Source organism: Pseudobacillus wudalianchiensis, from assembly GCF_001685015.1.
GTDB lineage: Bacteria > Bacillota > Bacilli > Bacillales > Domibacillaceae > Pseudobacillus > Pseudobacillus wudalianchiensis.
The window spans coordinates 297,884-323,781 of sequence record NZ_MAYT01000027.1; the positions used below are offsets into that span (position 1 = coordinate 297,884).

The following is a 25,898-nucleotide window of genomic DNA, read 5'->3' on the forward strand; positions in this document are numbered from 1 at the left end:
CTTGCACCTTTCTGACGATTATGACGGCTTCACTTCAATCGGCTGCGAAGCTAGGCGAATATTATTTTTTTGGAAAAGGAAGGCAATCGCGTGACGAAGCCTGCTTTCAATCTTCTGCTTAATTACAATACTTTGTACAGGCACTTCTACCTTAAACACCATCGCCTCATTGCGAAAATCTATGAAACGAACATTTTTAGGTCCTCGCGGCTCAACTTCTTTTTCGGCAATGACTTTATCAGCCGCTTCGTATAACAATTCTTCCACCTTTTCTGTATCTTGCCCAAACGTTACTTCGACTACTACTTCTGCGATGACTTCCGCGCCTGAACGATTTGGCACGATCTGCTCAATAAAATATTGATTCGGCACGATTAAAGAGCCTTCTGTTGCTGTTTTGACAACAGTGGAGCGAAGCCGGATTTTTTCCACTTTGCCAAATTTGCCGTTTACTTCTACGACTTCTCCAACTTCAATCGGCCGTTCAAATAAAATAATAATCCCTGAGACAAAATTCCCTGCTACATTTCGCATCCCAAAACCAATTCCAATGCCGAGCACACTAAATAAGGCAGCGGCCGCTGTTAAATCAAGACCGACAGTTGCAAAGCTGATGGCCAGTGCAATAACCATAACCGTATAATAAATCAGCCGGTTAAATGTATACGCCACTCCGTTGTCTAAATCATAAAAATCATACACCCTGCTCATCACAAAACGATTGAACAGCTTCACGAGTCTTTGGGCAAGAGACACCGTCAAGATCGCTACAAGAATCAAAAAAACGGTTACTTCCGCATCTCCCGACGTATAGAGCGGGTAAAACAGCCATTTCTCTTTGGAGAAATAATAGAGAAATAACAACAGGATACCGTAAAAAGTAAGCCAATTTAATGTCGTGTTTAAAAGCGGAATCAGCTCTCTTTTCCAAGAACCCGGAGCATGTTTCTTTCTTTTAACGACGTTCATAACGAGCCACTTAACTGTTAAAATTAGGGTAGAAAATAGAGCGAAGTCTAAAGATTTGCTCGCTAAATTTTCCGATGAAAAAATGTTTACGATGTTCTCCATATGATTACCACTACCTTATACTCTCTTTCTTTTCCTTTACCTTCATAAAGAAAGTTTAAACAAGAGAGAGCGGCGGTAGTGCAGCGCATCTTATTCAGCGTATAAATGTTCTCCTTTTTCGATCATGGCCTTCATTTCTTCTTCTGGCACGAGGCTGCCTCCTGTTGACCAGACGAGATGAGCGGCGCCTTTCCGCTGGCTTTCTGTTAAATGGCTGTCTAGCCACCCGCTTTCTTTTGCACGGATTGGCCCTTCTATCCCTGCCAAGGCAGAAGGCTCCAGTTTCTCTCCTTCGAGCGCAGCCATTTGCTGCAAATAAATAAAGAGCGTGTCATCCGACACCGTAAAAACTCCATCTAAATCATTTGCTACAGCTTTGCCGACAAAGCTTGATGGCCTGCCAACAGCGAGTCCGTCTGCCTCCGTTCTTAATTCAATGCCGACATCCTGCACCGCTATTTCATCGTGCAGTCCCGTCATTAAACCGAGCAGCATGCAAGGAGCTTGCACTGGTTCAGCGAAAAAGCCGTAGACGTGCTCGCCAAACACTCGTTTTAAACCAGTGAAAATTCCTCCAGGGGCCCCGCCTACGCCACATGGCAAATAAACAATTAACGGATGGTCTGCATCCACAATGATACCATTCTCACGAAATTGCTCTTGCAAGCGAAGAGCGGCTGTTGAATAGCCTAAAAATAGCTCTTTTGAATGTTCATCATCGATAAAAAAGCTGTTTTCCGTTTTAGCACTCAATACTCTGCCTTCTTCTACAGCACGGCTATAGTCATCTTCATACTCTATAACGGTTACGCCTCTGTCTCGAAGACGTCTTTTCTTCCACTCTTTTGCATCAGCAGACATATGAACCGTCGTCTGAAATCCGAGTGCTGCTCCTGTCATGCCAATACTTAATCCTAAATTGCCGGTAGAGCCGACCGCAAGTGAGTAGCGAGAGAAAAAAGCTCTCATTTCATCACTAGCTAGTTTACTATAATCTTCTTCTGTCGATAAGAGATCATTCTCGATAGCAAGACTTTCAGCATGCTTCAACACCTCATACATACCGCCGCGTGCTTTTACAGAGCCTGCAACCGGCAACAAGTGATCAGCCTTCAAGTACAGGCGGCCCTCCATCTTTTCGTTATGCTGTTTTTCAAAAAACCTCTTCATGTGAGCGATTTCAAATAAAGGTGATTCAATAATGCCGTCTGTTGCTTTCGTTTCGGGGAACACCGTTGCCAAAAAAGGCGCAAATCTTCTTAGCCTGGCATCAGCCTCCTCTATTTCCTCGAGTGTAATCGGCAACTGGTCAGTTTCGGCTTTTAATGTTCGTTCATTCAGCCACGTAACTTCTTCACCAGCTTTCATCTCGGTGATTAACGGCCATTGAGTCTCAAGACTATTCAGCTTTTCATCATTCATTTATACTCCCCCTCTACACTTATAATGAAGAAATTCCAAGAGAGGACTCTTGGAATTTCTTCAACTTGTTCTTAAGCAAAAACCGTTTGCTGTAACAATACTTTTACTTCATTCCCTAGCTTCTCATACTGTTCCTGTTCCGCTCTTTCCTGCTTATTCACTAAACTAAAGGAAGACGGATCATGTAAATTCACCTCAACTACTGCGTCGTATAAGTAAGTGGCGTTGCCGATCAAATCAATCCAATAGCCGCCGTCTGCTTTTTTGTGAGCGACACAGCGGACTTTGCCGCCATTATTGAATACCTCAATGGTTTCTTCAAGCTTGTTTAAATCAAGCAAGCACGTCACTAAGCTGGAAGCAGACATCGCCGTTCCGCAAGCATTCGTAAAGCCCACCCCGCGCTCAAAGGTTCTCACATAAATTTTCCCCGGCTTCATTGGATGCACGAAGCTAACATTTACCCCATCAGGACAAATATCATTTGGACCGTTCAGTCTTTCAGCAATTTGTTTTTGTTCGTCGGAAGCGATTTGCGCTTGATCCACAATGGCAATTAAATGAGGGTTTGGCACCGCTGCGGCGGAGAATGCAATGGAATCAGACAGCTCTGGTACCACTTCATTTAATAAGGTATCTTTGCCTCCTAGATGCATCGGCAGGCTGGACAGCGAAAATAAGACCGGTGAAATTTCCACCCGATACGTTGGCACGTCCTCGTACAGATCCTCATCCTTCGTTACCTGTAAATCCGCCTTCATCGTTTCAACGACAATTTCATCTTTTTTCAACAATTCACATACGTAACGACCTAAACAACGGAGCCCGTTTCCGCACATTGATGCTTCGGAACCGTCGGAATTGAATATTCTCATCTTCGCATCCGCCTGCTTGCTTTCCAGCACGAATAAAATGCCGTCTGCTCCAAGACTGGACCCTCTATCACATAAAGCGATTGACAATTGCCTTCTTTCTTCCTCGGTAAAGGAATAACCGTTTGTCCACTCATCTATTAATAAAAAATCATTGCTTGATCCATGACATTTAATCAATTCAATCTGCATGTGTTCTCCCCACAATCTGCTTATGCTTTTTTATTAGCATACAAAAAATTAAAGCGTTGGTCTATGCTTTCTTATAAATATACAATCGTTCTTTTAACTGAAAAAGCGAAGCCTGGTAAAGCAAGTAGTTCGGATTATATAGCGAAAATTTAAATATACAGGTTAAAGAACACACCCAAACAAGTTAAATAACAATATAAACAACACACAAAAAAGCTTGGGAAATTTGAAGTTCATTAGATTTTAATGTGCAGTTTTTGTTGAATTCTTTAGTTTCCGTGCAATTAATAGTTATTGATTTTCTCAATAATTATTTGTGTAAATTTCTCCTGTTCTTCATAGTTTGGTGAGTGAGCAGATTGCTCAAAATACACCCATTCTTTACTTGGTGCCTGAAGATGATTGAAGAATTCTTGTGTTGGCTGAGGAGGGACTGTTAAGTCGTGCCTGCCCATTATGATAGTAATTGGAATATGGACCATTTGTATTTTATTTTTTAAGTCAAATTCTCTTAGTTCGTCAATCATAGCTTTCATACTAAACAATTGACCATTCACAAGTTTTACCACATCAAATATCGTGTATTCTTTACTTTTGAGTAATTTTTTCGCCATATCTTTTACTAACTTTCCATCACGAGAAATCCCACCGCCCAACATCTCCAGGTATTTTTGGTGTACCTTGTCAAATTTTAAATTGTCCCAAGGCGGCTTTCCTATTTCCTTTAGCTTTTTTATTGCTTGCTCATTGTTCAGTTCGTTTGCCCTTTTTACCAAAAGGTCATACGATAAAGCTTCCGCTTTGCTCATGCTCACAACCTGAGAAACACCAAAATAGTGGAAGTAATGCTCAGGGTATTGGTTGACCGCTAACATACCAAGGATACTTCCCCATGAATGCCCTATTAGAAATATTTTCTCTTTTTGAAATTCTTTTTTTAAATAAATTGTTAGTTCGTTTAAATCATTTAGAAATTGGGGTATATTCATCGTTTCCGTTGGAATTTTTTTTGAATAAGATAAGCCAGCACCCCTTTGGTCCCAATTAACCACAATAAAATGTTTTTCTAAGTCTTGTTGATAATCTCTATTAAAACCAATTTGTGCAGCCCCAGGCCCTCCGTGAACTAATAACAATAAAGGATTGTTTTTATTTTCACCTCTAATTAACAGCCATTGCTCAACTCCGCCAATGATGATTTTTCTTAACTCAGAAACAGCGTTTATATCCTTGATTTTAGGAGTAGTTCTTCTAAACAAATGTTTCTCCCCATTTCTGTCTCAACTTTATTAACCAGGAAATTCCTTACGTTTTCTTTCGTTCGCAATTTTCAGTTAATTTTACTTATAATATAACGTTTTTTCTCTCTTGTTCATTACTTTTATAGTAATAGATTACGTATAAATTAAAGAAATTTCTTCCAGTGACTTTTGTTAATCGTTAACATGATTTTCGAAATCTTATTTTCATTTCAGTAAAAAGTGTAAATAAATCCAAATTGTTTGCAATTGGCATGAAAAATAACAAAACAATTAGCATCCTAATTCACATGATGACAATAGTCATTGTCAGATTGATATTTAGGATGCTAATCAATATGCTAAATCATATAGTATTTACAATGTTTCTGCACGATAACTGAACTACTTACCGGTAAAAATCTCGCTTTTCGTTATGCATACTGCAAGATAAAGTTGAGCAAAAACAGCAGAGAAACAACCCACAATAATTTGGATACTTCCCGCCCTCTGCCCATCGTTATTTTTAAGATCGGATAAAGGATAAAACCTGCAGCGATACCATCCGCAATGCTGTACGCAAATGGGATAATTACAATAATAAACAGCGCTGGTATGGCTTCCGTTAAATCCGACAAATCCAAATGACGGATATTTTGTATCATTAAGCTGCCAATCATCATTAGAATCGGAGCAATTGCCATGTCCGGAATGAGCTTCATGTAAGGGATCGCAAACACTGACAGCAAGAACAAAACACCTGTCGTCAATGTGGTAAGCCCAGTTCTGCCCCCAGCGGTAATCGCCGCTGAGCTCTCTACAGTGGAAACTGTTGGACTTGTACCAAATATGCCCGAAGTAAAAGCGGAAAACGCATTAGCCTGCAGCGCCCTTTTAAATTTATCCGGTCGCCCTGCCAATTCCGTATGTCCATGTACAAGACCGATATTCTCAAAAATGAGTACCATCGTCAAAGAAAACACCGCCGACCAAAACGGAACCGACACCCACTCTGACAAGGAAAAGGCCGCAAACACATCAGGATACAAAGTAAAGGAAAAAGATGTTTCTCCTACTTCCGGCAACAGACCCGCCACCCAGGCAGCGCCTGTGCCGAATAAAATGCTCCATAAAAAGCCGCCTTGAATTCCCTTCAAAAAGACGATCAATGTGACAATCAGCGTCAGCACCGTAATGATTACGGATGGATCGCCTAAATTGCCGAGCGCCAAAATGGAGTGCTCTCCCCGCACGATCAGCCCGCCTTTTTCGAGACCAATAAGCATCAAGAAAAAGCCCAGTCCTACTGAAATAGCTTCTTTTAAAATAGACGGAATCGAAGCATTCAGCCAATCGGCCAGTTTTGTTACGGTAACGATAAAAAAGATAAAGCCTGATAGCACCACGACTCCAAGCGCTTGCTGCCAGCTCAATGCCATCGCCTGAACGAATGTATACGTGAACATTGCATTCAGTCCCATGCCCGGCACAAGCAAAATGGGGGCATTCGCCCAAAACGCCATCACCACGCAGCCGACAAACGATGTCAGTATCGTTGCGATGACCGCTCCTTCAAACGGCATACCCGCCTCCGACAAAATAAATGAGTTAACCGCTACAATATAAGCAATTGTAAAGAAACCGATCACTCCTGCTGTCACTTCCCGCTTTACAGTCGTTCCGTGATCAGCTAATTGAAAAAAACCTCCACTCTTATTCATCAATCATGTACCTCTCGTACATCGCCCTCTCCCTACCCGCTTTTGCTGTCTATACAGCTCAGCCACAAAGGGTATTGTACCAAAGCCTGTTAGAAAGGACAACTTCCGTAGCAGCAAACCAAAACAGATGTACAAAAAAAGAGCCAGCCCCTTCACCACTTCAAAGCGGTGGGGACGGCCCCTCATTAACCTTCGATTGATCTTACTAAGTTCGCCATTTCAATCGCTGTTGCAGCTGCTTCCCAGCCTTTGTTGCCAGCTTTTGTGCCAGCGCGCTCGATTGCTTGTTCAATCGTATCCGTTGTCAGTACACCAAAAATAACAGGTATGCCAGACTGCATAGCCGCTTGCGCTACCCCTTTTGTCGCTTCGTTGCTGACATACTCAAAGTGAGCTGTAGATCCGCGAATGACTGTGCCCAGTGTGATAACGGCATCGTACTTGCCGCTGTCCGCCATTTTTTTAGCGATCAACGGAATTTCAAATGCGCCCGGCACCCAAGCGATATCCACATTTTCTTCTTCTACCCCGTGACGGCGCAGCGCATCTTCTGCTCCGCTCAACAATTTCCCTGTAATAAACTCATTAAAACGGGCTACGACGATGCCCACTTTCAACCCAGTACCAATTAAATTTCCTTCAAATGTTCTGCTCATGTTCTTCTCTCCCCGATTAAATAGTTAAAAAATGACCTAATTTTGTTACTTTCGTTTCTAAATAACGGCGGTTTTCATCTTTCGGCGGCATTTCTAATGGCACACGATCGACGATTTCTAGTCCGTAGCCTTTTAAGCCGGCAATTTTGCGCGGATTATTCGTTAACAGCTTCATCTCTTTAATGCCGAGATCGCGTAAAATTTGAGCACCAATCCCGTAATCACGCAAATCATCCGGGAAACCAAGCTTTTCATTCGCTTCCACCGTGTCATAGCCTTCTTCTTGCAGCTTGTACGCTTTCAGCTTATTAATCAAGCCGATTCCACGGCCTTCTTGACGCATATAAAGCAGCACGCCTCGGCCCGCTTCCTCGATTTGCTGAAGCGCTGCATGCAGCTGCGGGCCACAGTCACAGCGGCAAGAACCGAAGACATCCCCAGTTAAGCATTCAGAATGAACGCGAACGAGAACAGGGTCCCCATCGCTTACATCTCCTTTAACGAGTGCCACGTGGTCTTTGCCCGTCAAGTTCTCCGTATAGCCAACCGCTTTAAAGTGGCCGAATTCCGTTGGCAGCTCGATCTCCACTTCCCTCGTCACAAGCTCTTCCTTCTTGCGGCGGTATTCGATTAAATGCTGGATCGTCACGATTTTTAAATCGAGCTCTTCTGCCATCACGAACAAGTCCGGAAGTCGGGCCATCGTGCCATCTTCCTTCATAATTTCGCAAATGACACCTGCACCTTGCTGTCCAGCGAGCAGGGCCAAATCGACCGCGGCCTCTGTATGGCCCGCTCTCTTTAAAACGCCGCCTTTTTTCGCAATCAACGGAAAAATATGGCCCGGCCGTTTAAATTCTGCCGGTGCAGCATCTTTTTTCATCATTTCCTGAATCGTCGTCGCCCGTTCAAAGGCGCTGATGCCCGTGTGAGTCGATACGTGGTCAATGCTCACAGTAAAGGCTGTTCCGTGACTGTCCGTATTATGATCGACCATCATATTCAAACCGAGCTGTTTTGCTCTTTCCTCTTCCACTGGGACACAAATAAGACCGCGGCCTACCTTTGCCATGAAATTCACCATTTCAGCATCGGCAAAGTCTGCCAAACCGACAAAATCACCTTCATTTTCACGATCTTCATCGTCCACGACGATAATGACTTTTCCTTTTTTAAGGTCTTCCAGTGCTTCTTCTATCGATGCAAACATCTCTTTCACCTCGTTTATGTGATTAGGCAAAGCCGTGTTTTTCCAATAGCTCCATCGTTACATTTGAAGCTGGTTTTTCTGCTTTACGATTCAGCATGCGCTCTACATATTTTGCCAGCATATCGCATTCAATATTTACCGGATCACCGATTGCTTTTTTCGCTAAAATCGTTTCCTCCTGCGTATGCGGAATAAGCGAAATCGTTAATTCTTTTTCAGATACATAAAAGATCGTTAACGATGTACCATCGAGCGCTACCGATCCTTTCGTCATCAAGTATGGCGCGAGCTCAGACGGATAGGAAATATCCACATAAAGAGCATTTTCAACTTGTTTCTTACCCGTTATCGTTCCCACACCGTCTACGTGGCCTGAAACAAAGTGTCCGCCAAAACGGCCGTTTGCTGCCATTGCCCGCTCTAAATTCACCTTTGATCCTCGGTTTATTTTACTTAAGGAGGTATCCTGAAACGTTTCCGGCATGACATCCACCGTGAAGCGCTCAGCGGTAAAACTAGTAACGGTCAGACAGACGCCGTTGACCGCGATGCTGTCTCCAAGGTGGACATCCTCCAGTACTTTAGAAGCCGCAATCGTCAGCTGCAGTGACTGGGTCCGGGCAAGCACTTCTTCAATCGTACCGATTTCTTCTATTATGCCAGTGAACAATATTGTCACCCTTCTTTCCGTGAAGCCGTAATCTTAATATCTTGTCCGATCATCTCGACCTTATCAAACGTTAAAGGGATAGACTCATCCATCGTCGGGAATCCTTCTCCCCCAAAAGGTGTAGGAGCCATTTTGCCGCCGATCAGCTTAGGGGCCATATAAATGATCATCTGTTGAAAAGCTTTTTCCTGGAAAAAGGAAGCATTCACTTCACCGCCGCCCTCTACAAGCAGCGTCATAATGCCTTCTTCTCCTAGCTTTTTTAACAAAAGAGGAATGTGAATATCAGCTGTTTCCAAGCGAATCACATCAGCTCCTGCAGCGGTTAACGCTTCTTCCTTTTCAACAGAGGCTTCACAGCCGCAAATAATAATCGTATCAGCTTGTTTGTTTTCAATTACTTTTGCTGTAATAGGTGTACGTAAATGAGTGTCTAAAATGACTCGAATGGGGTGTTTTCCTCCGTGGGGCAAACGGGTGGTAAGGAGTGGGTTGTCCTGAAGAACGGTATTGACACCGACTAAAATTGCGTCATGCTCATGTCTGAGACAATGAACATCTTCTCTTGCCGGCTCATCTGTTATCCAGCGGCTATGTCCTGTGTAGGCGGCTGTTTTGCCATCGGCTGTAATGGCTGTTTTCATTGTGACGAATGGGGTTTGATGTTGAATAAAATGAAAAAATGGTTTTAACAAGCGGTCTGCCCGTTCTTGGCAAACGCCAATCTCCACTTTGATTCCGGCAGCTTCTAACTTCTGAACACCTTTTCCGCTCACTTGCGGGTTCGGATCCATCGTTGCGATAAACACTCGCTTGATTCCCGTAGAAACGACAAGGTCCGCGCACGGTGGCGTCTTTCCATGATGTGAGCAAGGCTCTAACGTAACATATAAATCAGCGCCCTCTGCTTCTTTCCCAGCAGCACGGAGAGCATGAACCTCCGCATGAGCTGTGCCTGCTTTTAAATGGGCACCCATCCCGATCACGCGGCCATCCTTCACGACTACCGCACCGACCGGCGGGTTCGGCGACGTCTGTCCCCTGACTCCCTCAGCAAGCGACAAGGCTAACTCCATATATTGTTCCTTTAACATTGCGCTAGTCCTCTCTCTATCCATATTATATTTTCGTCCAATGAATGGTTTACAGCCAATAAACCACAAAAGCCCCGTATATATATATACGGGGCGTAAAAGGCATAGCCAAATAAGCATCTTAAAAAACCAATTTTTAAAATGCGTTATCCTTCTCCCATCCAGACTTTCACTGTCGGCTTCGGAATTTCACCGAATCCACCGCCTCAAAACGAACGCGGGTCACGGACTAAGAGCCTCTGCTCATCACCGCCGGTGGGGAATTTCACCCCGCCCCGAAGGATTACCTATTCAAGTTAATTCTTATTATCTCTCTAGGAATATGATTATGTCAAGGTTTTTAATGTTCTGATTAGGATTAATTTGGGATGAAAAAGAAGGTTTTTGATGAATTTGGTCACCAATTGGTCACCATGGTGACCATGAATAAAGCATGCTTTATTCTTTATTTTTTGTTCAGTAATGGTACTATCTCAAATGATTCCTCCAATTGATGTGCTGCCAGTTCCACTAATGATCCATCTTCTAATATAAGAAAAAGCATTACTCCTTCCATTGGCTCGGAGTGTTTCAGAAAAAGACCTGTTTTTTTACATCGAAGATTTATATCGTTCTCAAATAGAAAGTCGTCTAACTCTTCAAAGTCTTTGATACTATTTAATGACATTGATAGCCTCTCCTTTGTATATTGTATAGATACAATTCTCCACACAAAAGGAAATACCTTCCTTGTTTTTCTTTTTACCTCTCGAATAAGATGGTAATATAGACCCATAAGGTAAAAGGGGCAACAAAATGAAAAGGTATTTGAAATTATTTATTTCCATAGTTTTTCTATTAGTAGTATTTACAACCTTTAATCAGCAAGCTGAAGCAGCTAATAATCCAATCAGCCCTAAACAAAGCCGGGTAACATACATATTGAAGGATGTGAACGGGGCCACGTACAAAGTTTATTTCGCTGGGACAAACGAGCAGAAAGCGATCGCTTCTCCTTCACGGGGAGATTGGACCACTGTTGGTATGGATGCTGGTAAAGGAGACGTTTTGTACAAGGAGAATTACCGATTGTATACACAGAGCACGAAAAACAGACATATCAAGGCAACAAATTTTTATTTCTCTCATTACATACTAAACACTACAGGCAAAACTATTCACATATTTCCTTCTAAATATAAGAAATACCCTGACATACTAGCTGTTGCCTATTCAATCGGTAACGACTATGAATGCGCATATTGGTTTTATGTAAAAAATGGTGTACTAGCACAAATTATGTATAGGGATACCAATCTTTATTCAAAGAGAGAGTAGATTATAGGAAAAAACAAATTTCAAAGTACAGTTTATGAGAAAGAATACAATTCTTGGGCCTTTATGAACTTTACCATTAATCCAACCAAAACAACGGAAGGTCGTGTTTATCCGAAATATAAAAACCCACACTTATACACTAAAAATTGGAAGAAGCATTAGCGATAAATTGAGCCCCACTCCGTGTGAGCGGGGCTTTTGTGATTATCCTAATCTTAGCCACTATTCATCTAAATAGAGACAATAAAAATAAGACACATAACTCAAAAGATAAAGAAACCAAAAACTAACTTTTGGTTTCTTTATCTTTTTCCTTGCTTTTCTCTAAAATAAATCCAATTTTATTTAAAGCTCTCTCTAAGTTTGCCTCAATCATTATATCCTGAGATGCAACGTCTGAATTAACCGCTTTTAAGGCTATGCCAGGATAAATACCTGTTAAAATAGGCGTTACTCCTATTAGTTTTAATAAGCTACCTATTTTTAATAAAGCTTCACTGACCAGATCGTTCATTTGGGAAATTCCTGACAAGTCAATTATTAAGTATTCAAGAGACAATTGTTGACTCTTTTTTAAGGCTAAAAATATAATATTCTCCACGCGTTGCTCAGTAATTATTCCAATAATCGGTAGAATCGCTACCCCTTTAGTGATAGGTACAAAAGGTGCTGATAAATTCTCTATCTGCTTATGAGCGCTATCTAACTCAAGTACATATGTGAGCAAAGAAGCCATAGTTTCGAACAGTTCTAGATGGCTTTCTGTAAATTGAAAGGGCTTAGTGTCTAATCCACAAATTGTTCCATAATTTTCTCCGTCTTTATAATAAATAGGAATACCAATGAAACAACCTCCGCCTAAATTTTTAGTTACATTGAGGGATAGTGTTAAATCATTCTCATTGATATCCGGTATAATCAGAATTTGTTTTCCTTTATCTACGCTTAGTTTACAAAAGGTCTCCTCAAAGGGGAGAGAGTCGCCTTCTTCCAAGAGAGTATTCTCTCTATTTAGCACTTTGACTATTTCGTTTGTACATTTATCATTTTTCGCAATAAATAGGGTATTAATATGTATAAATTTGCTCATCATGCGTAAGATGCTTTCTGCAGCCTCTTCAAAGCTTTCCACTACCTTTAAATCATCGTCTACACCTATAAAATTTCCCATAACCATATTTCCTTTCGAGTAAATTATAACTAACTGCTTCACAATACCCATTTTTCTGAATATATAACATGGTTCCCATATAATCACTAAGATATGTTGCATTTAGATAATAACAGATTTATGTTTATAAAAAAATCCTAATAGTTGTCGAAGATAATCTTTTTCTGACAGTTAGCCAAAATCATTCTCTGAGGAACTACTCAATGAATGTGCAAAATAAAAAAAGGCCCCTGTCTATCAAGGGCAGAGGCCAATGTTTTTACTTATTCACTTTACTGGCCCGATACAGCATGGTCCAGACTTCTTCTCTTGTGACCGGACGCTGTGGATACGTTCCATCAGATATACCATTTGCTTTCACCCATTTCTGAGCGTCCTTAAAACTTGGTGATATAGGAGCATCTTTTTCATATTGTTTAGCCACTTCTATTTCCTCCTTCGGCTTATTTGCTATTTGAATATGTTTAGAAGAAGTAACTCCCAAAAATTTCGCAATCCCGTTTGCAATTGCCTGACAAAAATCATTAAAGAATCCGATGTCTTTTAATTTCTCTACATCGGCTGCCGAATCGACAAATAAGCATTCAAGGAGGAGTGCCGGTGCTTTTGTACCCTTTAACACGCGGATATCAGGACGGATTTTAATTCCTCTATCTTTCACTCCATACTTAACAAGAACTTCGGCAATCTCCGCATGAATGATATTTCCGGCCTTATTTGGCGAATATACGAGGGTTTCATAACCTGTACCCCCACCAGCGTTTAAATGAATGCTGACAAATAAGTCTGCTTTCGATTGATTAGCAATAGAACAACGCGCATTCAAGTCCGCGCTTTTATTCGGATCGAGCGCCTTATCTGTTGTACGTGTATAAATTACCTTGATATCGATTGGTAGTCGTTTGGCTACTTCTTTGCCGATTTTCATTGTCCATTCATATTCTTTAACGTATTTAACTGCCCCCGGATCTGGAAGGCCGTGTCCAAAATCAAGCACCAAGATTTTCTCCATCATCTTTTCCCTCCAATCGCTTTTGCTCCCTTCGTCCCTCAGCGCGACTTACTTTCGCTTCCAATTCTGACTTTACCCACTCTGTTATCTTGCTTAAGAGCCATTCCGGTACCCATTCTCCCCAACCTGCACGAATACTATTAGCTGTCATAGATTGAATCACATGATACAAAACACCGAAAGATAACAAGCCAAATAAGATTCCTGGCAGTCCCAAAGCTGCATCCAATAAGTGACCGCCTGCGGGTAATAGAAGAATAAAAAAAGTACGGAAGACACCGTCTAATCCGTACTTGCTTGCATATGATTTATCCTTTTTAGAGGCTCTAGTCCCACTCATCCAATCCATTGCGATAAAAAACACTATAGCAAGCATCAACGCCTGCACTGTTTCTCCTGATCCATAAAGTTTTTCAAACAAAGGTGTAAACAAAGCTCCTGTAAGGGCTGGCCCTATTCGTTGAACTGATTCCATTCCCTCACTCCTAATATAAAAATAAAAAGACGAGCTGCAGCCCGTCTGATTGCATAAAAAATACACCTATTCTGTTAGGTGCTGTGTGTCGCATTATCGTTCTGAAATATAGTAAAAAGAGCCTTTACCTCAAGGCTCTGTAGATCTCTGACTCATGGAAGTTCCTTAGATTTTCTAAAGACCCGCTTTTAGATAGCTTGCCATTTTTAAGTACTCTTTTACATTTATAAAGTGGTGCTTGCTCATTTGATACAACCTCCCATGTTCCATGTTCAATTTTTATGTTACTTAAATCATAAGTGAATCGTTTACCTACATCTAACAAAGGATATTTGCATTCGATTTTCCCCACATAACCTTCTTCATATAACCTTTTAGATAAACTCATAAAAACTCCTCTTTGCTGTTTTCTTAAAGTCTATCATAAGTCATTATGGTATAAAAAATAACGCCTACTATTCAGTAGCGTTTGCGTCTAAAACTTTATATACCATTTCTTGCAGGTTGGACAGCTTTGGAACCTGTTCTCTCTCATAGTTACCGTTTTGTACATTTCTAGCCCATATCTGAACGAGCGCGCTTTCTACTGTAAACATTAGGCATTCCCTCCTGCAATAATTGTAGTTAATTCAATAATCGCCTTTTCATTTTGAATGTTGCGCTGCTCCTGATTTGCTGCAAGCATTGACATTTCAAGCAGTGATGCTTCAAGTTCTCTATTTTTCTGTTTAATCTGCACCAATTCTTCCTCTGGTGAAAGAGGACGGTCGTAATATTCGTACCAAACTTCTTTTGTTGACGGGTTAAACAGCATCGTATAGCCTTTTCCTTGAATGTCTTCGGGTTCAGGAACCAAATCAACCATCACACCTAAATCAATGGTTTCTTTTGGCAATCCCTCAGTGACATAGTGAATAACGTCTACTCTCGCTCTCGTTTCTGTTTCCTTCGTAAATAAAATTAATGGCATATTATTCACCCCTGTTAAATTGTGAAAGCTGATTTTCTAGAAAGGATACAATTTCCAACACCGCCCGTTAAACGGTGTTCTCCGTTATACCACACAAGCGTTTCTGCCGCGTATTGCCATGTCTCGGAGCCGGCAGCCGATTTCGGAGATTCCGACCCAATTCCAATGTATTTTAAATCCGATTTTCGCACATAGATAACCTGGCCACTGGTATACATAATTTTATAGACTTTCTTACTATCCATTACAGCTGCCAGATAAGTGTTGGGAGCATTGAAAACGGCTGATCTTACGACTGTCATTGTTGCCGGGTCCCAGACGAATAGATATACTTTGTCATACGAATAGCCAACTACGGCGATTACGACATATCCTTGATCGTCTAATGTGGAATTTATAATTCTGTAAGAATTCACGTTCTGAGTGCTTGTTTTGTCAGGCAAAGTAAGTGTCGCGCTTATTTTGATCGCCATTGCGTCCGTATCTATTTTATGAATAGTTAATATAGGAGGCGTGGCATTATTGTTCGGAGCGCCAATAGTAATTATTCCGTGATTAGGAACAATCACAAAATCCGCTACAGTGCCTAAGCCGGAGATGACCGTTGGAGATTTAACAAGGGTTTTATTCACCACATCTATGACCATGCACCTACTAGAGCCTGTACTAAAAGCAACAAAGTGCCCTAATTCATTTTTGTTTTTCGTCTTGTCCGATTGAGCTTGTTTCGTATAGGAGCCATACGCAGAAACCCCAAAAAGTGCATGTTCCATCCCGGTTTCTAAATCGTAAAATCTCGTCCAGTCTGGACTTGCGGCCACTCCCCATTCTTTTCCGTTATTATCTATGAAAACAGTAAAGTGATCGGGACGGGAAAAAGCGGTATTAGAATTTTTCACTGTCCCCGTCTGAATATCATAGATCGGAAGAGTGACTCCCGACGATCCATTTCCGTACGTTCCCGTGACGTATCTCTTCCCTAAATTATTTGTTCCGATTGTTCCCATTGAGGGAAGAACAGTTATAACGTCAGTGGTCACAACATTCAGGTCAAATTCCCGTTCCTTACCGTTGAATTTCTTTTGCCCTCCGAAAATGCCTCCATGATCTCTAATATCTACCATCCGCTACACCTCACTTATTAAATCCCCGTCTGCATCATACTGCAACGGAATAACATCGGTTGTTTTTACCGTCCGACCGTCAGCGGCATAATAGGTGACGGTATTCGTTGTATAGAGCGGTGACGTTCCGCCACTCAACACGCTTTTTGCGAAGAGCGTTCCATCTGGCCGTAAATACTCAACCGTTGTAAAAATCCCTTCGGCGTCTTTTCCGCTTTTTCTTTTTCGGAGACGACTAATATTTACTTCGGCTTGATCGGCTTTTTGCTGCGCGCCTACCACCGTTTCGATTGCTTTTCCGTCTGTCTGCTCAAAAGACGGCGCCTTTACTTTGTCGGTGAATAGCGCTTCTGTCGCCTTTAACAATAGCTTTGTTGCATAGGCTCTTTGCAAAGCCATATCTCCGTTATAGGAAGAAAACGCATTTACGATAGACACTGGCGTTTTATTGAAGAAAAAGAGCGGTCGATCCGTGTAGATATGAGCGCCAGAAGTATTTAATGGTGTGATCGTTACGCTTCCGTTAGCATTTGCAAACTTCATGCCTGCTGACGATTGGTTATCAATCGTGACTATATCCGGCGCTATTGTGCCGCCGTTAGGCAATTTCACGATACCTTGAACGGTGAGATCGCCCATTAATATGCCGCCGGTGATCGGCAAGCTCGCATCCTTCGCGTTTTTCTCGGCGGTGTTTGCCCTTTCTTGCGATTTAGCCGCATTTTCTAACTCCGTCCAGCTATTCCAGCCTTGATAGTAATGCCGGATAAACATTTTCGGTCCTGCTATTCCATTGTAAGAAACCGCAATTTGCGCCCGATTGGAGGTAGCGGAAGCGGAATTATAGAAAAACGTGTAAATGTGCCAGTAAATGCTTAGTCCCGGACTATTAGCGTGATTCGTTAAGATATACGCCTCTATTGTTGTGTTTGGATCGGCAGAGGAACCGATAGCGACTTTATTAGCAGCGTAAGCTTTCGCATCGTTCAGGGCTTTTGTTGCTTTTGCCTGTGCTCCGTCTGGCGTTTCGGCACCTACATCTGTCGCTACAAGCGTTACGTCCCCGGTTTTTCCGTTTACTGATTGAACTTTTGCCTTAGATTGAAGCTCTTCTTTTGTGGCAACTTTTTCATCAATCTTACGCCAGTTCTCGTTCAACATAGTTTCAATATTGAACGTATCCTCTTGATCAGCAAGAGGGTCTTTCATATATAGATCCAAGCGAGGCGTATTTTTGGCCATATCATGCACCTCCTGCAAACTTATTTAATGGCGTAGCTTCAAGTTCAGTCAATGTCATAGCAGCTACCTCTTTAATCATTAAGTATTTGAACTGGAATTCAATAACACGATGTGCCGGTAATATCTTTCGAAGCGCGACCTTTATATCTTCTAAATTGGGAGGAATACCATACACATCATTGAAGTTGATCAGTATTTTCGATTCTCCTTGGATTGCTCTCGCATCAACAGAACCGTTTTGAAAGGATTCAGCAACACTTTTTATCATACTAGCGCTAACTGTTCCTACCCCACGCTTTTTAGCCTTTAGAACCGAACGACGCTGATCAAGAGGCTTGTTAATATCCGTAGGAATCCTAAACTCCTGTTCCATAATCGACAGTCCCCATGTGGCACTATCAATAAATACATTGTTGAGTACATCGTCAATATGGCGTTCAAGACGATCATAGATCATTCCCTCAACACGAGCTTTCTCTTGGAATTCTGGTGATTCACGAAATATAACTGGCAAATCTACGAGTATTTCCTCTTGGCTAGACATTTAACGTCACCTGCCCAACGACTGGTGTTTCGCTTTCAGAAAGAGTAATATTAGCCATTTGACCGTTAATTAATAGAGTGGAATAATCAATTACTCCAGGTATGCCTACTAATAGCGAACCAACCACCCGCTCACGCACAATCGGATCAATCTCTTCTTTAAAAGCAATGCTTTTCAGATGAGTAGCTAATATTTGTTCAAATTGCTTTTGCACTTCTTCTACCGTTGTCGAAGAATCAATTTCTATTGTTGCTGAAACGTTTATTGTGTAGGATGCAGCACTTTCTACAGTGATAAAAGCAGCGATAGGAGCTAATCCTTCTCCCTGGCCAGGAACTGGATCTAATGCTGCTTGAATACTTTGGACTAACTCTGGGGCAGCCGGCATAAAGTTTGAATCAACAATAACTACTTTAACCGTGTCTGGACCGTCCCAATTTGGAAAAACTTTTACGGCTCCTACTCCTTCAAATTCGCTGACCCATTCTTTGTAGTGACCGATGTTCCCGCTTGTTGCTGGTTCAGCTACTTTATCCTGGTAACGAACAAATAACGATTCCTCCGATTCTCTTTCCTTACCGGGAATAATGATTTCGCCAAGACGAGCAGTTTCTAGTCCATTGATGGATTCAACGGGAAGCAATTCTGTTCCAACAGGAAACTTATTTCCGATTTCCCCTTCTTCCTCGCATAATAACTGAACACCATTTTCATTATCGGATACTACAAAATAAACATCCTCTACAAAAAAACGGCTCCCTATGGGAACCGAAATATTAAAATCTCCTCTGCGTATAGCTGCTACTGCACTCCTATAAAAAACACCCATTTCAGAGGTTCTCTTTTCTAAATATTCTCCTTCGCTCGTTGAGGCGAAAACTAACTCTAGTACTCTGTTTAAATATCGGTAAGCCTTTGCGACTTGATTGGCACTAGCAGCGTAGGACGCATATAAAGGAGATGTCTCGCTTGTATCAAATTCAGGTTTTGTTTCGTTGATCATTTCTTGCAAAAGATACTCAGAAGTGTATTGTTCAAACATTAGGTCGCTAACACCTCCTCTATTTCTATTTCTCCAAGCGCTGTATCTACTTTAAAGTTCACGTAAAAGGCATCATCAATATGTTCAATAACAAAGTCATAGACTTGCTCAATACGAGGATCATAGATAAGTGCTTCTGTCACAAGCCGCTCAATTTCCATGATTTTAAAAGCAACCGTTGTCTCATTGTCGGCTAGCATATCAGCGAGCTCGTTTCCGGTTTCGCTGGAATATATTGAGTGAGCATACCGAGGGATATATAACGCAAACAGAATAGATTGCTTAATCGCTTCTAATCCGCTAATTAGCTCACTTGTCAGCCTCTTTTTCTCAAAATCAAATCGATAAGTTTTTAACTCCAGCAGTTCATTTATACTAACTTCTTCCGTCTGTTCAATATTGATTTCAGGCGATAATGCCATGCATTACCACACCTTTATTTTGCTTTGCGGTCCAAAACATAATACAGACCACCTCCTTGAACCGAAGCAACAACAAGCTCGTCTCCTGCCTTCAAACCATTTAGTACCGTATGTGTTTCCGTTCCACGAGGCGTTTGTACTTGTACAGTGTGATCCGTCAGAGATTCCGGAATGACAAAACACTCTTCAGAGAGAATTAACTTATTGTTTTTCATTAGCCGAATACTCAAAGGAGTCGTAAAGACAACATCAGCGTCTAAAATCCTAACAGGGATCTCCGCTTTGCTAGCATCAATGGCTAGTTTTTTAATAGTATTATATAGCGCCATTCCCTTTCACTCCTTATAACACACGATTAATCTGCATGAATTTAGGCCCCCAATAGGAGCTATTGCTCCTTAAATATCCATGCTCCTTACAGCCACTGTTTCCTAAACTCACACAATATCCCGGTTTTGTAACGATCCCAACATGAGATACCACGTTTGGTCCGCGACTCTTCATTGTCCCCTTAAAAAAGACTAAGTCTCCAGCTTGTGCTGCAGACTGATCGACCTTTCTTCCCTTTTTAATTTGTGTGGCCGTGCTAGGTCCTAGATCAACGCCAACCTTTTTAAAGATGAAATAAGTGAAACCAGAACAGTCTCCACTACCTCCATCAATATTTTTACCTCCATAGTTATATTTGAGCCGTCCTTTATAGCTCTTTGCCAATGCGACAACTTTATCGGCTTTTCTTGTTCCTTCTTCAGACGATCCAGATTCCGATAGAGCAGACAACTCGTCCATTTCAGGAAAATCATTTGTTTCAATTAAATGTAGACTCATCGTATGTTTATTTCCTTCAAAGGTGTGTACGTCAGTATCAATATACATGGTTTGCTTCGTTCTAATATCATCAATCATGGCATAAATAGCGTTACCGCTTGTAGCTGATTCAATGCCCAGTGCCTCTACATCCAACTTCTTTTTAACGCCCTTTTTCTTATCAAGAATTTCTCTTCCCTTTTTGGTTAAAGCCGACTTCTTTAAAGTCTCAGATACTTTTTCATAATGCTGAAGGACGCCAAATTTCTTTTTACCTTCTTCATCTGTAACAACTGCAGTGACGGTCTTATTTCCTTCACCAGACGCTAATTTCACTCGGGTAGCAGTTTCCTCAATAGATGTATCATAAGTGTAATCAATGATGTTGTTGCCAACCTCTAGTACCCATTGAATATCCTGAGTCTTTAATTCTCTTAAGTGTACTTTTCCAAGTCGTGATTCAATATGAAACTTTCTTTTTGAAGCTTTGTGAGTGTCGATCATTGCCCTGAGCGCAATATCATAAAGAGGGGTTTCTTGATCAATGACCTTTCCGACTTTTGCCTTTGTATTTGCAAAAGGAACATAAGGAACCTCAAAATCTTTGCACATTCTCACCAGGATCTCGTCCAACCGTTTCCCTGAAAAGTTATAAACGTCTTTATTCAGCAGGAAATACTGCAGCATATCATAGGCTGTGAGTGTGAGCATTCCGCTTTTGTTGCGAGACCGATTAAAGACAGTCCCTCGAAACAGTTCCTTCCCTTTCCATTTAAAGAGAAGAGTATCTCCTTCAGTGACCTCTTGGAAATGATGACTCCCCGAATTGTTATAAAAAATTGAAGCTTCGATCTTACGCGCTGCTTGATATCTCTGACCAGACCATGTAACTGTTGAAACGGGAATGTCCATCATGTAAGTTGGCTTAACCAAAAATAACTCAATCATTCTCATCCCTCATTTGCGAAGACTTACAGATACAATTCCTTCTTGAACGATCTTAGGGTTTGCCGCAGTGACTCCTGTGACTATTTGTTTTTGAGGAATAGTTAGAACTTGCCCAGGATAGATATAGCGACCTGGATGTTTCACATTTCTTTTATCTCTTCTAACGAACATTTGCTTGTTCGCTTCCCAAATGGTTTTCCACTCCGCACTATTTTTATAAATCGTTTTTGCAATCCCTGTGAGAGTATCCCCCTTTTTGACTTTATAAGTTTTAGGAATTGGTTTTGTATCTGGTCTTTTCTGATCACCGGAGTTCGTGTTCTTTTTAGTATTAATTTTCCTCGGAGAAACAAAGCGGTATTCTTTTAGCGTCACAGTGTAATTAATATCTCCTACAACACCGCCTTCTTCATGGTAATTAAAATCTTCAATCGAGACAGCCATATTAATAGGTGTTCCGGTTATTATGATACGGACAGGTTTCTTGCTATCTTTGAACAGTTCAAATCTCTCAATAAAAGCCCATGGCTTAGATGGGTTTGGATACTCAACTAACGGGCTCATGCGAGCAGGAAAAAAAGAGGAGAACGAAATTACTTTTGCCGATGGCTCTTGTAATATCGTCACTTCCCCTAATCCTGCAATATCCACACTTTCATTTTTTGTACCACTTGTAATCTCTATAGTTGTCGGCAAAACAGGGAGGCGCGACTTTGTTCCATTAGGCCATGAAAACCAGACTTCATATACACTCTTAGTCATACACCGCCATCTCCCCTCCAGCAAAATATTCTTCTTCTAAATGTTGTTCAACAGCCTTCACAGCGATTTTCCCAACCTTCTCAGCATCCATATCATTGTGATAATGGCTCTCCCCAGTGATTTGAACGACAATGTCACGTATACCCTTATTGGCTGTTTGGATAGGCCGACTCATGATATTACGGACTGCTTGCGTTTGTTCTTCTGGCAGCACAACTGGATTCGAAGCTGTTGTGTTTGTAACATTTAACCCTACAGGTGGTACACCAAGCGCTTTTTGTGCATATTCCAACAATCCAAGCGCCCGACTACGATGCTGTTCAAGAGGAATAATAACTTCTTTCTTATTTCCTTCACCGACACGAGCGATATGATCATGTGTAATGATACCGCCACGCTCATACGGTTTATATCCACCACCGCGAGCCCGCGATTTCACTCCTGGATGATTGTGAATCCCGCCATAACGACCATTGATATAACGAATGGCAGCAATTGCTGAATGCAACGGATTTCTTCTATCATTCATACCGTGGAGTTTCCATCGTTGGAATGTACTATTAATAATTTGAAAGAGTCCAACAGATGAATCTCCTCTTTTAGCATTAATGTCCCATAAGTTAATAGCATTTGGGTTAAACCCAGACTCTTTCTGTGCTATCCACATAAGTGGCTCTAGCCAGCTCATTGGCATACCTGTGATCTGTAACGCTTGCATGATAGCGCTGCGAGCCATTGCAGCTCCGCCACCACTATAATTACCAAACGAACTCATTAACTCATTAGCCTTACTTTTAGCGATTTTAGAGATATCAACACTGCTGAATCCTTTTACTACTCCCATAGCTGACCAATAACCAAGATCGGCCATAACACGAGAAGGTGAATGGATTCCAAGTTCTTTTCTAAATGCAGACTCTACCACCTTCGCAAGCACTTTCGCTTCAGCTGATACATCATCTTTCTTGCTTCTCATGCCGCTAATAAAATAACCAACGAGCCCTTGACCAAACCCTTTTCCGCTTTGTATATACTTTAGAAACGGTTGTCCAATATGATTATTCAGCCAAATTTTCATGCCAACCGGTACTGCTTTAATTCCACTTTTAAAGTTGTACACAAGTGCTGACCCGTATGATTTTGCCCCTAAGGCCGCTTGATTAAAAGGCTGATAGATATTTGTTCTAACCCAAGAGCTCACGGATAGAGGACTCTTTTTCATGCCTGCAACAAAGCCATAACTAAACGCATATCCAAAATGCTTGGCACTCTTTACGGCGCTTCCTACTGGAATATAAATATTTTTATTAATCCAAGAATAAACATCAACAGGAGCGCTGCTAAGGCCTGTCACAAAACCATAACTAAATGCGTAACCTAAGTGCCGAGAACCTTTTGCAGCACTTCCGAATGGCTTGTAAATCTTTTCGTTAATCCAAGAGTAGACACTTCCTGGAGCACTATTTAACCCTTGTACAAATCCAGCACTAAAAGCATATCCTAGATGTTTGGAGTTTTTAGCCGCACTTCCTACAGGTTTATAGACTTTCTGATTTAACCAATTGTAGACATTCATCTGTGCCGAGTTTAGCCCGGCCATGAAGTTTTTAGCAAAGGCCTGCCCTTGAGCTTTCCCTTCATTGTTAGCTACAGCTTTATTCTCCTTACTCTCTTTGGAACCAAAAAACAGCTTCGATAAGGCGCCTTGCCGATCCTCTGTGTAAGTTCCCGGATCTTTAAAAGGATTACTGAGCAAACCATTAAACTTTTCTTGCCCAGCTTTATGGCCGAAGAGCCAATCACCCAATCCAGTTCCTACTTGGTCTACGGCTAGGAAAGCAGCAAGTGTACCTAGAACGCCAACACCTTTACCGGCACCACCTAGTCTACTTATTCCTCTACGTCGCCCTGATCGTGTATTTCTACGTCTGCCAGTTCGAGTATCATCCCCAAAGATTGGGTTATCTGCAGGCGGACGTATTTTAAACAAGTCTTTTAGTCTATCTGTTAGACTTCTAACACCACGTGCGCCTCTCCTTGAACGACGATCCATACGGTCCATGCTGTTTGTTATATCATCTAAACCGTTATTTCTTGGTCTTCGGATGAGAAGACCTTTGACAGCTAGGAATGCCTTTATAGCAGGCAGCACTATACCGAGAGTGACACCTAATCCCACAACTGCAGAACCTATTATCTTAAAATACTCGATTCCAAACTCAATTGTAGGAGCTAGAACTTTTCCAAAAGCAGCCGCAAAGTCAGTAATTGATTTCGTCATTTTTTTGATAGCTTCCTGTCCTTCTTTAGAATCTAACCACTTATTTAACTTTTCGAAAGCAGGGGCTACATTGGTAATGATGCCGTGGCCGATCTCTGTCATAGTTTGATTTAGCTTTCGACCTGCATCATTAATCGGTGTCATGGGGTTATTATTTTGCATATCATTGAACTGCTTATTGAGTTCACCTGTAGCTTTTATGGGATCATCTATCGCATTGGCCATATCTAGAATAGGTTGCTTCAGATCTTCATATTTGGTTCCTATGAGTTCCGTAGCAATAGCTGCACGTTCGTTTTCATCCTTAATCTTTGAAAGGCCATGAGCCAACCTGTACATCGCTTCTTGACCAGTATAAGAGCCCTTTTCAAAACCTTTAAACATTTTCTTGGCTTCATCGGCTCCAAGCACTTTCTTGAAAGCAGCCACCTGATCATCAGTCATTTCTCGGCGCTTGATGTTAAACTCACGCATTGCATCAGCCATTTCATCGAAATTTCGCGCACCGCTTTTTGTTCCAGCTACAAATGCAGCAGAAACCTGTTCAGGTTTTAATGCCATATCTACAAAGCTTGAGCTATACTCATTAAATGTATCTAAAAGATCATCATATTGATCCCCTGCATGTTTAAACACATAGGCGAGGTTATCACCTGCCCTTTTCGAATCAATTTTGAAGTTCTTCATCATACTGGATAACGAACGATCTACTTCCGGGACATCCTTTTCATGGATCATGGCAATCTTATTCGAAATTTCAGAAGCAGTTTTTAACTGATTTCCTCTAAGGTCGGTCTGCTGAGCCATATTTTGAAGGGACAAGGCAACTTCTTCTCTTGAATTTCCGACCATTTTTTTATAAAAAATATCATTAACTATTTTTCTGACGTCTGAAGCAGCTATGCCTGTGGCAGCGCTTGTTCTGGCATCTTGAGTCATGGCTGAAGAGCTAGAGCCAATAATCCCGGAACCCGTGATTCCCCCAGCTGCTCCAATAGTTAATACAGTCCCTTTTAATTGATCTAAACGCCCCTGTATATCTTCTATTACCGAGGAAGCTTGATCATCTGCTGTAATTTCTGCTGTAGCCTGTTCACTGTCCACACTGTCTAACCGTTGTTCTATCCGTTCTAAAATACTGCTTAAATTGTCTATCGCCGCAATTTCGGCGGTGGCTCTCGCGCTATCAACACTGTCCAGCCTTCGGTCTATTTGATCCAGGGTACCGGTTAAACGATCAATCGCCTCTAGAGTTGGAGAAGCAGTCGCATTATCTAATGACGAAATCCTTCTCTCTACAACGCGAATAGTACCCGTTGCACTGTCAATTACCTCTAATCGGGGATTCGCTCTGGCTCTATCAAGTCTACGAATGGCAGTATTGGTAGCTTCAGTAACGGATTCAATGCTTTCCAAATTGCGATGTAGTCCTCTTAATCTTCTCGAAATATTATCTTTCATTTCAAAGACAGCTGTTAATCTTGCCAAAGCGATCACCCTCCTTTCGGTTTGGCTTTATGATCTTTTAAATATTTTTCAAGGGATGCATATAGGAATGCCTTTCTCTCCTTCGGCATTTCCCACAAATCTTGCAAATCACGTGGCTTATAATTTCTCTCATGAATCAAAAAATGG

At 41.6% G+C, this 25,898-nt stretch carries 26 protein-coding genes and 1 riboswitch; of the genes, 1 reads left to right on the forward strand and 25 read right to left on the reverse strand.

What is annotated here, in order from left to right:
- Positions 1-18: 18 nt before the first annotated feature.
- The 10 genes from A8F95_RS14620 to A8F95_RS14665 form a co-directional block, all read right to left on the reverse strand.
- Positions 19-1,071 (reverse strand): mechanosensitive ion channel family protein, encoded by a 1,053-nt coding sequence (locus A8F95_RS14620; RefSeq protein ID WP_065411170.1) that lies wholly within the window; start codon positions 1,069-1,071, stop codon positions 19-21.
- A gap of 90 nt (positions 1,072-1,161) precedes the next feature.
- On the reverse strand, positions 1,162-2,493 hold the full coding sequence (locus A8F95_RS14625) for a D-serine ammonia-lyase (RefSeq protein WP_065411171.1): 1,332 nt from the start codon (positions 2,491-2,493) through the stop codon (positions 1,162-1,164).
- Positions 2,494-2,564: 71 nt separating this feature from the next.
- Complete coding sequence (gene dapF, locus A8F95_RS14630; protein ID WP_065411172.1) at positions 2,565-3,557, reverse strand: diaminopimelate epimerase; 993 nt, start codon at positions 3,555-3,557, stop codon at positions 2,565-2,567.
- 284 nt (positions 3,558-3,841) lie between these two features.
- On the reverse strand, positions 3,842-4,816 hold the full coding sequence (locus A8F95_RS14635; protein ID WP_065411173.1) for an alpha/beta fold hydrolase: 975 nt from the start codon (positions 4,814-4,816) through the stop codon (positions 3,842-3,844).
- 413 nt (positions 4,817-5,229) lie between these two features.
- A complete protein-coding gene (locus A8F95_RS14640; protein WP_065411174.1) occupies positions 5,230-6,516 on the reverse strand; it encodes an NCS2 family permease in 1,287 nt (428 codons plus the stop codon).
- 185 nt (positions 6,517-6,701) lie between these two features.
- Positions 6,702-7,172 carry a 6,7-dimethyl-8-ribityllumazine synthase gene (gene ribH / locus A8F95_RS14645; RefSeq protein ID WP_065411175.1) on the reverse strand — a complete coding sequence of 157 codons (471 nt, stop codon included), beginning with the start codon at positions 7,170-7,172 and terminating at the stop codon, positions 6,702-6,704.
- A gap of 16 nt (positions 7,173-7,188) precedes the next feature.
- Positions 7,189-8,382 carry a bifunctional 3,4-dihydroxy-2-butanone-4-phosphate synthase/GTP cyclohydrolase II gene (locus A8F95_RS14650; protein WP_065411176.1) on the reverse strand — a complete coding sequence of 398 codons (1,194 nt, stop codon included), beginning with the start codon at positions 8,380-8,382 and terminating at the stop codon, positions 7,189-7,191.
- Positions 8,383-8,404: 22 nt separating this feature from the next.
- Positions 8,405-9,052: a riboflavin synthase gene (gene ribE / locus A8F95_RS14655; RefSeq protein WP_065411177.1), complete on the reverse strand. Its 648-nt coding sequence runs from the start codon at positions 9,050-9,052 to the stop codon at positions 8,405-8,407.
- Positions 9,053-9,057: 5 nt separating this feature from the next.
- Positions 9,058-10,146, reverse strand: a complete 1,089-nt coding sequence (gene ribD / locus A8F95_RS14660; RefSeq protein ID WP_065411178.1) for a bifunctional diaminohydroxyphosphoribosylaminopyrimidine deaminase/5-amino-6-(5-phosphoribosylamino)uracil reductase RibD — start codon at positions 10,144-10,146, stop codon at positions 9,058-9,060.
- A gap of 145 nt (positions 10,147-10,291) precedes the next feature.
- Positions 10,292-10,433: riboswitch (FMN riboswitch) on the reverse strand.
- 158 nt (positions 10,434-10,591) lie between these two features.
- Positions 10,592-10,813, reverse strand: coding sequence for a hypothetical protein (locus A8F95_RS14665; RefSeq protein ID WP_065411179.1), 222 nt, complete (start codon positions 10,811-10,813; stop codon positions 10,592-10,594).
- Between the two features lie 128 nt (positions 10,814-10,941).
- On the opposite strand from A8F95_RS14665, the gene A8F95_RS14670 reads away from it, so the two are divergent.
- On the forward strand, positions 10,942-11,463 hold the full coding sequence (locus A8F95_RS14670) for a hypothetical protein (protein ID WP_065411180.1): 522 nt from the start codon (positions 10,942-10,944) through the stop codon (positions 11,461-11,463).
- Between the two features lie 286 nt (positions 11,464-11,749).
- On the opposite strand, the gene A8F95_RS14675 is transcribed toward A8F95_RS14670, so the two are convergent.
- The 15 genes from A8F95_RS14675 to A8F95_RS14740 form a co-directional block, all read right to left on the reverse strand.
- Positions 11,750-12,634 (reverse strand): GAF domain-containing protein, encoded by an 885-nt coding sequence (locus tag A8F95_RS14675; protein WP_065411181.1) that lies wholly within the window; start codon positions 12,632-12,634, stop codon positions 11,750-11,752.
- A 259-nt stretch (positions 12,635-12,893) separates the two neighbouring features.
- On the reverse strand, positions 12,894-13,649 hold the full coding sequence (locus tag A8F95_RS14680; protein WP_065411182.1) for an N-acetylmuramoyl-L-alanine amidase: 756 nt from the start codon (positions 13,647-13,649) through the stop codon (positions 12,894-12,896).
- On the reverse strand, positions 13,624-14,121 hold the full coding sequence (locus tag A8F95_RS14685) for a phage holin family protein (protein WP_065411183.1): 498 nt from the start codon (positions 14,119-14,121) through the stop codon (positions 13,624-13,626). Before A8F95_RS14685 ends, A8F95_RS14680 begins: the two co-directional genes overlap by 26 nt.
- 124 nt (positions 14,122-14,245) lie before the next feature.
- On the reverse strand, positions 14,246-14,509 hold the full coding sequence (locus tag A8F95_RS14690) for a hypothetical protein (protein ID WP_065411184.1): 264 nt from the start codon (positions 14,507-14,509) through the stop codon (positions 14,246-14,248).
- A 67-nt stretch (positions 14,510-14,576) separates the two neighbouring features.
- A complete protein-coding gene (locus A8F95_RS22570; protein WP_176713714.1) occupies positions 14,577-14,717 on the reverse strand; it encodes a hypothetical protein in 141 nt (46 codons plus the stop codon).
- On the reverse strand, positions 14,717-15,091 hold the full coding sequence (locus A8F95_RS14695; RefSeq protein WP_065411185.1) for a hypothetical protein: 375 nt from the start codon (positions 15,089-15,091) through the stop codon (positions 14,717-14,719). Before A8F95_RS14695 ends, A8F95_RS22570 begins: the two co-directional genes overlap by 1 nt.
- Before the next feature lie 14 nt (positions 15,092-15,105).
- Positions 15,106-16,215 (reverse strand): hypothetical protein, encoded by a 1,110-nt coding sequence (locus A8F95_RS14700; protein WP_065411186.1) that lies wholly within the window; start codon positions 16,213-16,215, stop codon positions 15,106-15,108.
- 3 nt (positions 16,216-16,218) lie between these two features.
- Entirely contained in the window at positions 16,219-17,457 is a 1,239-nt protein-coding gene (locus tag A8F95_RS22575) for a pyocin knob domain-containing protein (RefSeq protein ID WP_065411187.1), read from the reverse strand.
- Between the two features lies 1 nt (position 17,458).
- Entirely contained in the window at positions 17,459-18,001 is a 543-nt protein-coding gene (locus A8F95_RS14710; protein WP_065411188.1) for a putative phage tail protein, read from the reverse strand.
- Positions 17,994-19,043: a baseplate J/gp47 family protein gene (locus tag A8F95_RS14715; RefSeq protein WP_065411189.1), complete on the reverse strand. Its 1,050-nt coding sequence runs from the start codon at positions 19,041-19,043 to the stop codon at positions 17,994-17,996. The genes A8F95_RS14710 and A8F95_RS14715 overlap by 8 nt, the downstream gene beginning before the upstream one ends.
- Positions 19,043-19,465: a DUF2634 domain-containing protein gene (locus A8F95_RS14720; protein WP_065411190.1), complete on the reverse strand. Its 423-nt coding sequence runs from the start codon at positions 19,463-19,465 to the stop codon at positions 19,043-19,045. The genes A8F95_RS14715 and A8F95_RS14720 overlap by 1 nt, the downstream gene beginning before the upstream one ends.
- A 14-nt stretch (positions 19,466-19,479) precedes the next feature.
- Positions 19,480-19,794, reverse strand: coding sequence for a DUF2577 domain-containing protein (locus tag A8F95_RS14725; protein WP_065411191.1), 315 nt, complete (start codon positions 19,792-19,794; stop codon positions 19,480-19,482).
- A 13-nt stretch (positions 19,795-19,807) separates the two neighbouring features.
- A complete protein-coding gene (locus tag A8F95_RS14730; RefSeq protein ID WP_065411192.1) occupies positions 19,808-21,220 on the reverse strand; it encodes a C40 family peptidase in 1,413 nt (470 codons plus the stop codon).
- A 9-nt stretch (positions 21,221-21,229) separates the two neighbouring features.
- The gene (locus A8F95_RS14735) at positions 21,230-21,982 is read right to left on the reverse strand and encodes a LysM peptidoglycan-binding domain-containing protein (RefSeq protein WP_065411193.1); all 753 of its coding nucleotides are present in this window, start codon (positions 21,980-21,982) and stop codon (positions 21,230-21,232) included.
- Positions 21,975-25,751, reverse strand: a complete 3,777-nt coding sequence (locus tag A8F95_RS14740; protein ID WP_065411194.1) for a phage tail tape measure protein — start codon at positions 25,749-25,751, stop codon at positions 21,975-21,977. The genes A8F95_RS14735 and A8F95_RS14740 overlap by 8 nt, the downstream gene beginning before the upstream one ends.
- Positions 25,752-25,898 lie beyond the last annotated feature (147 nt).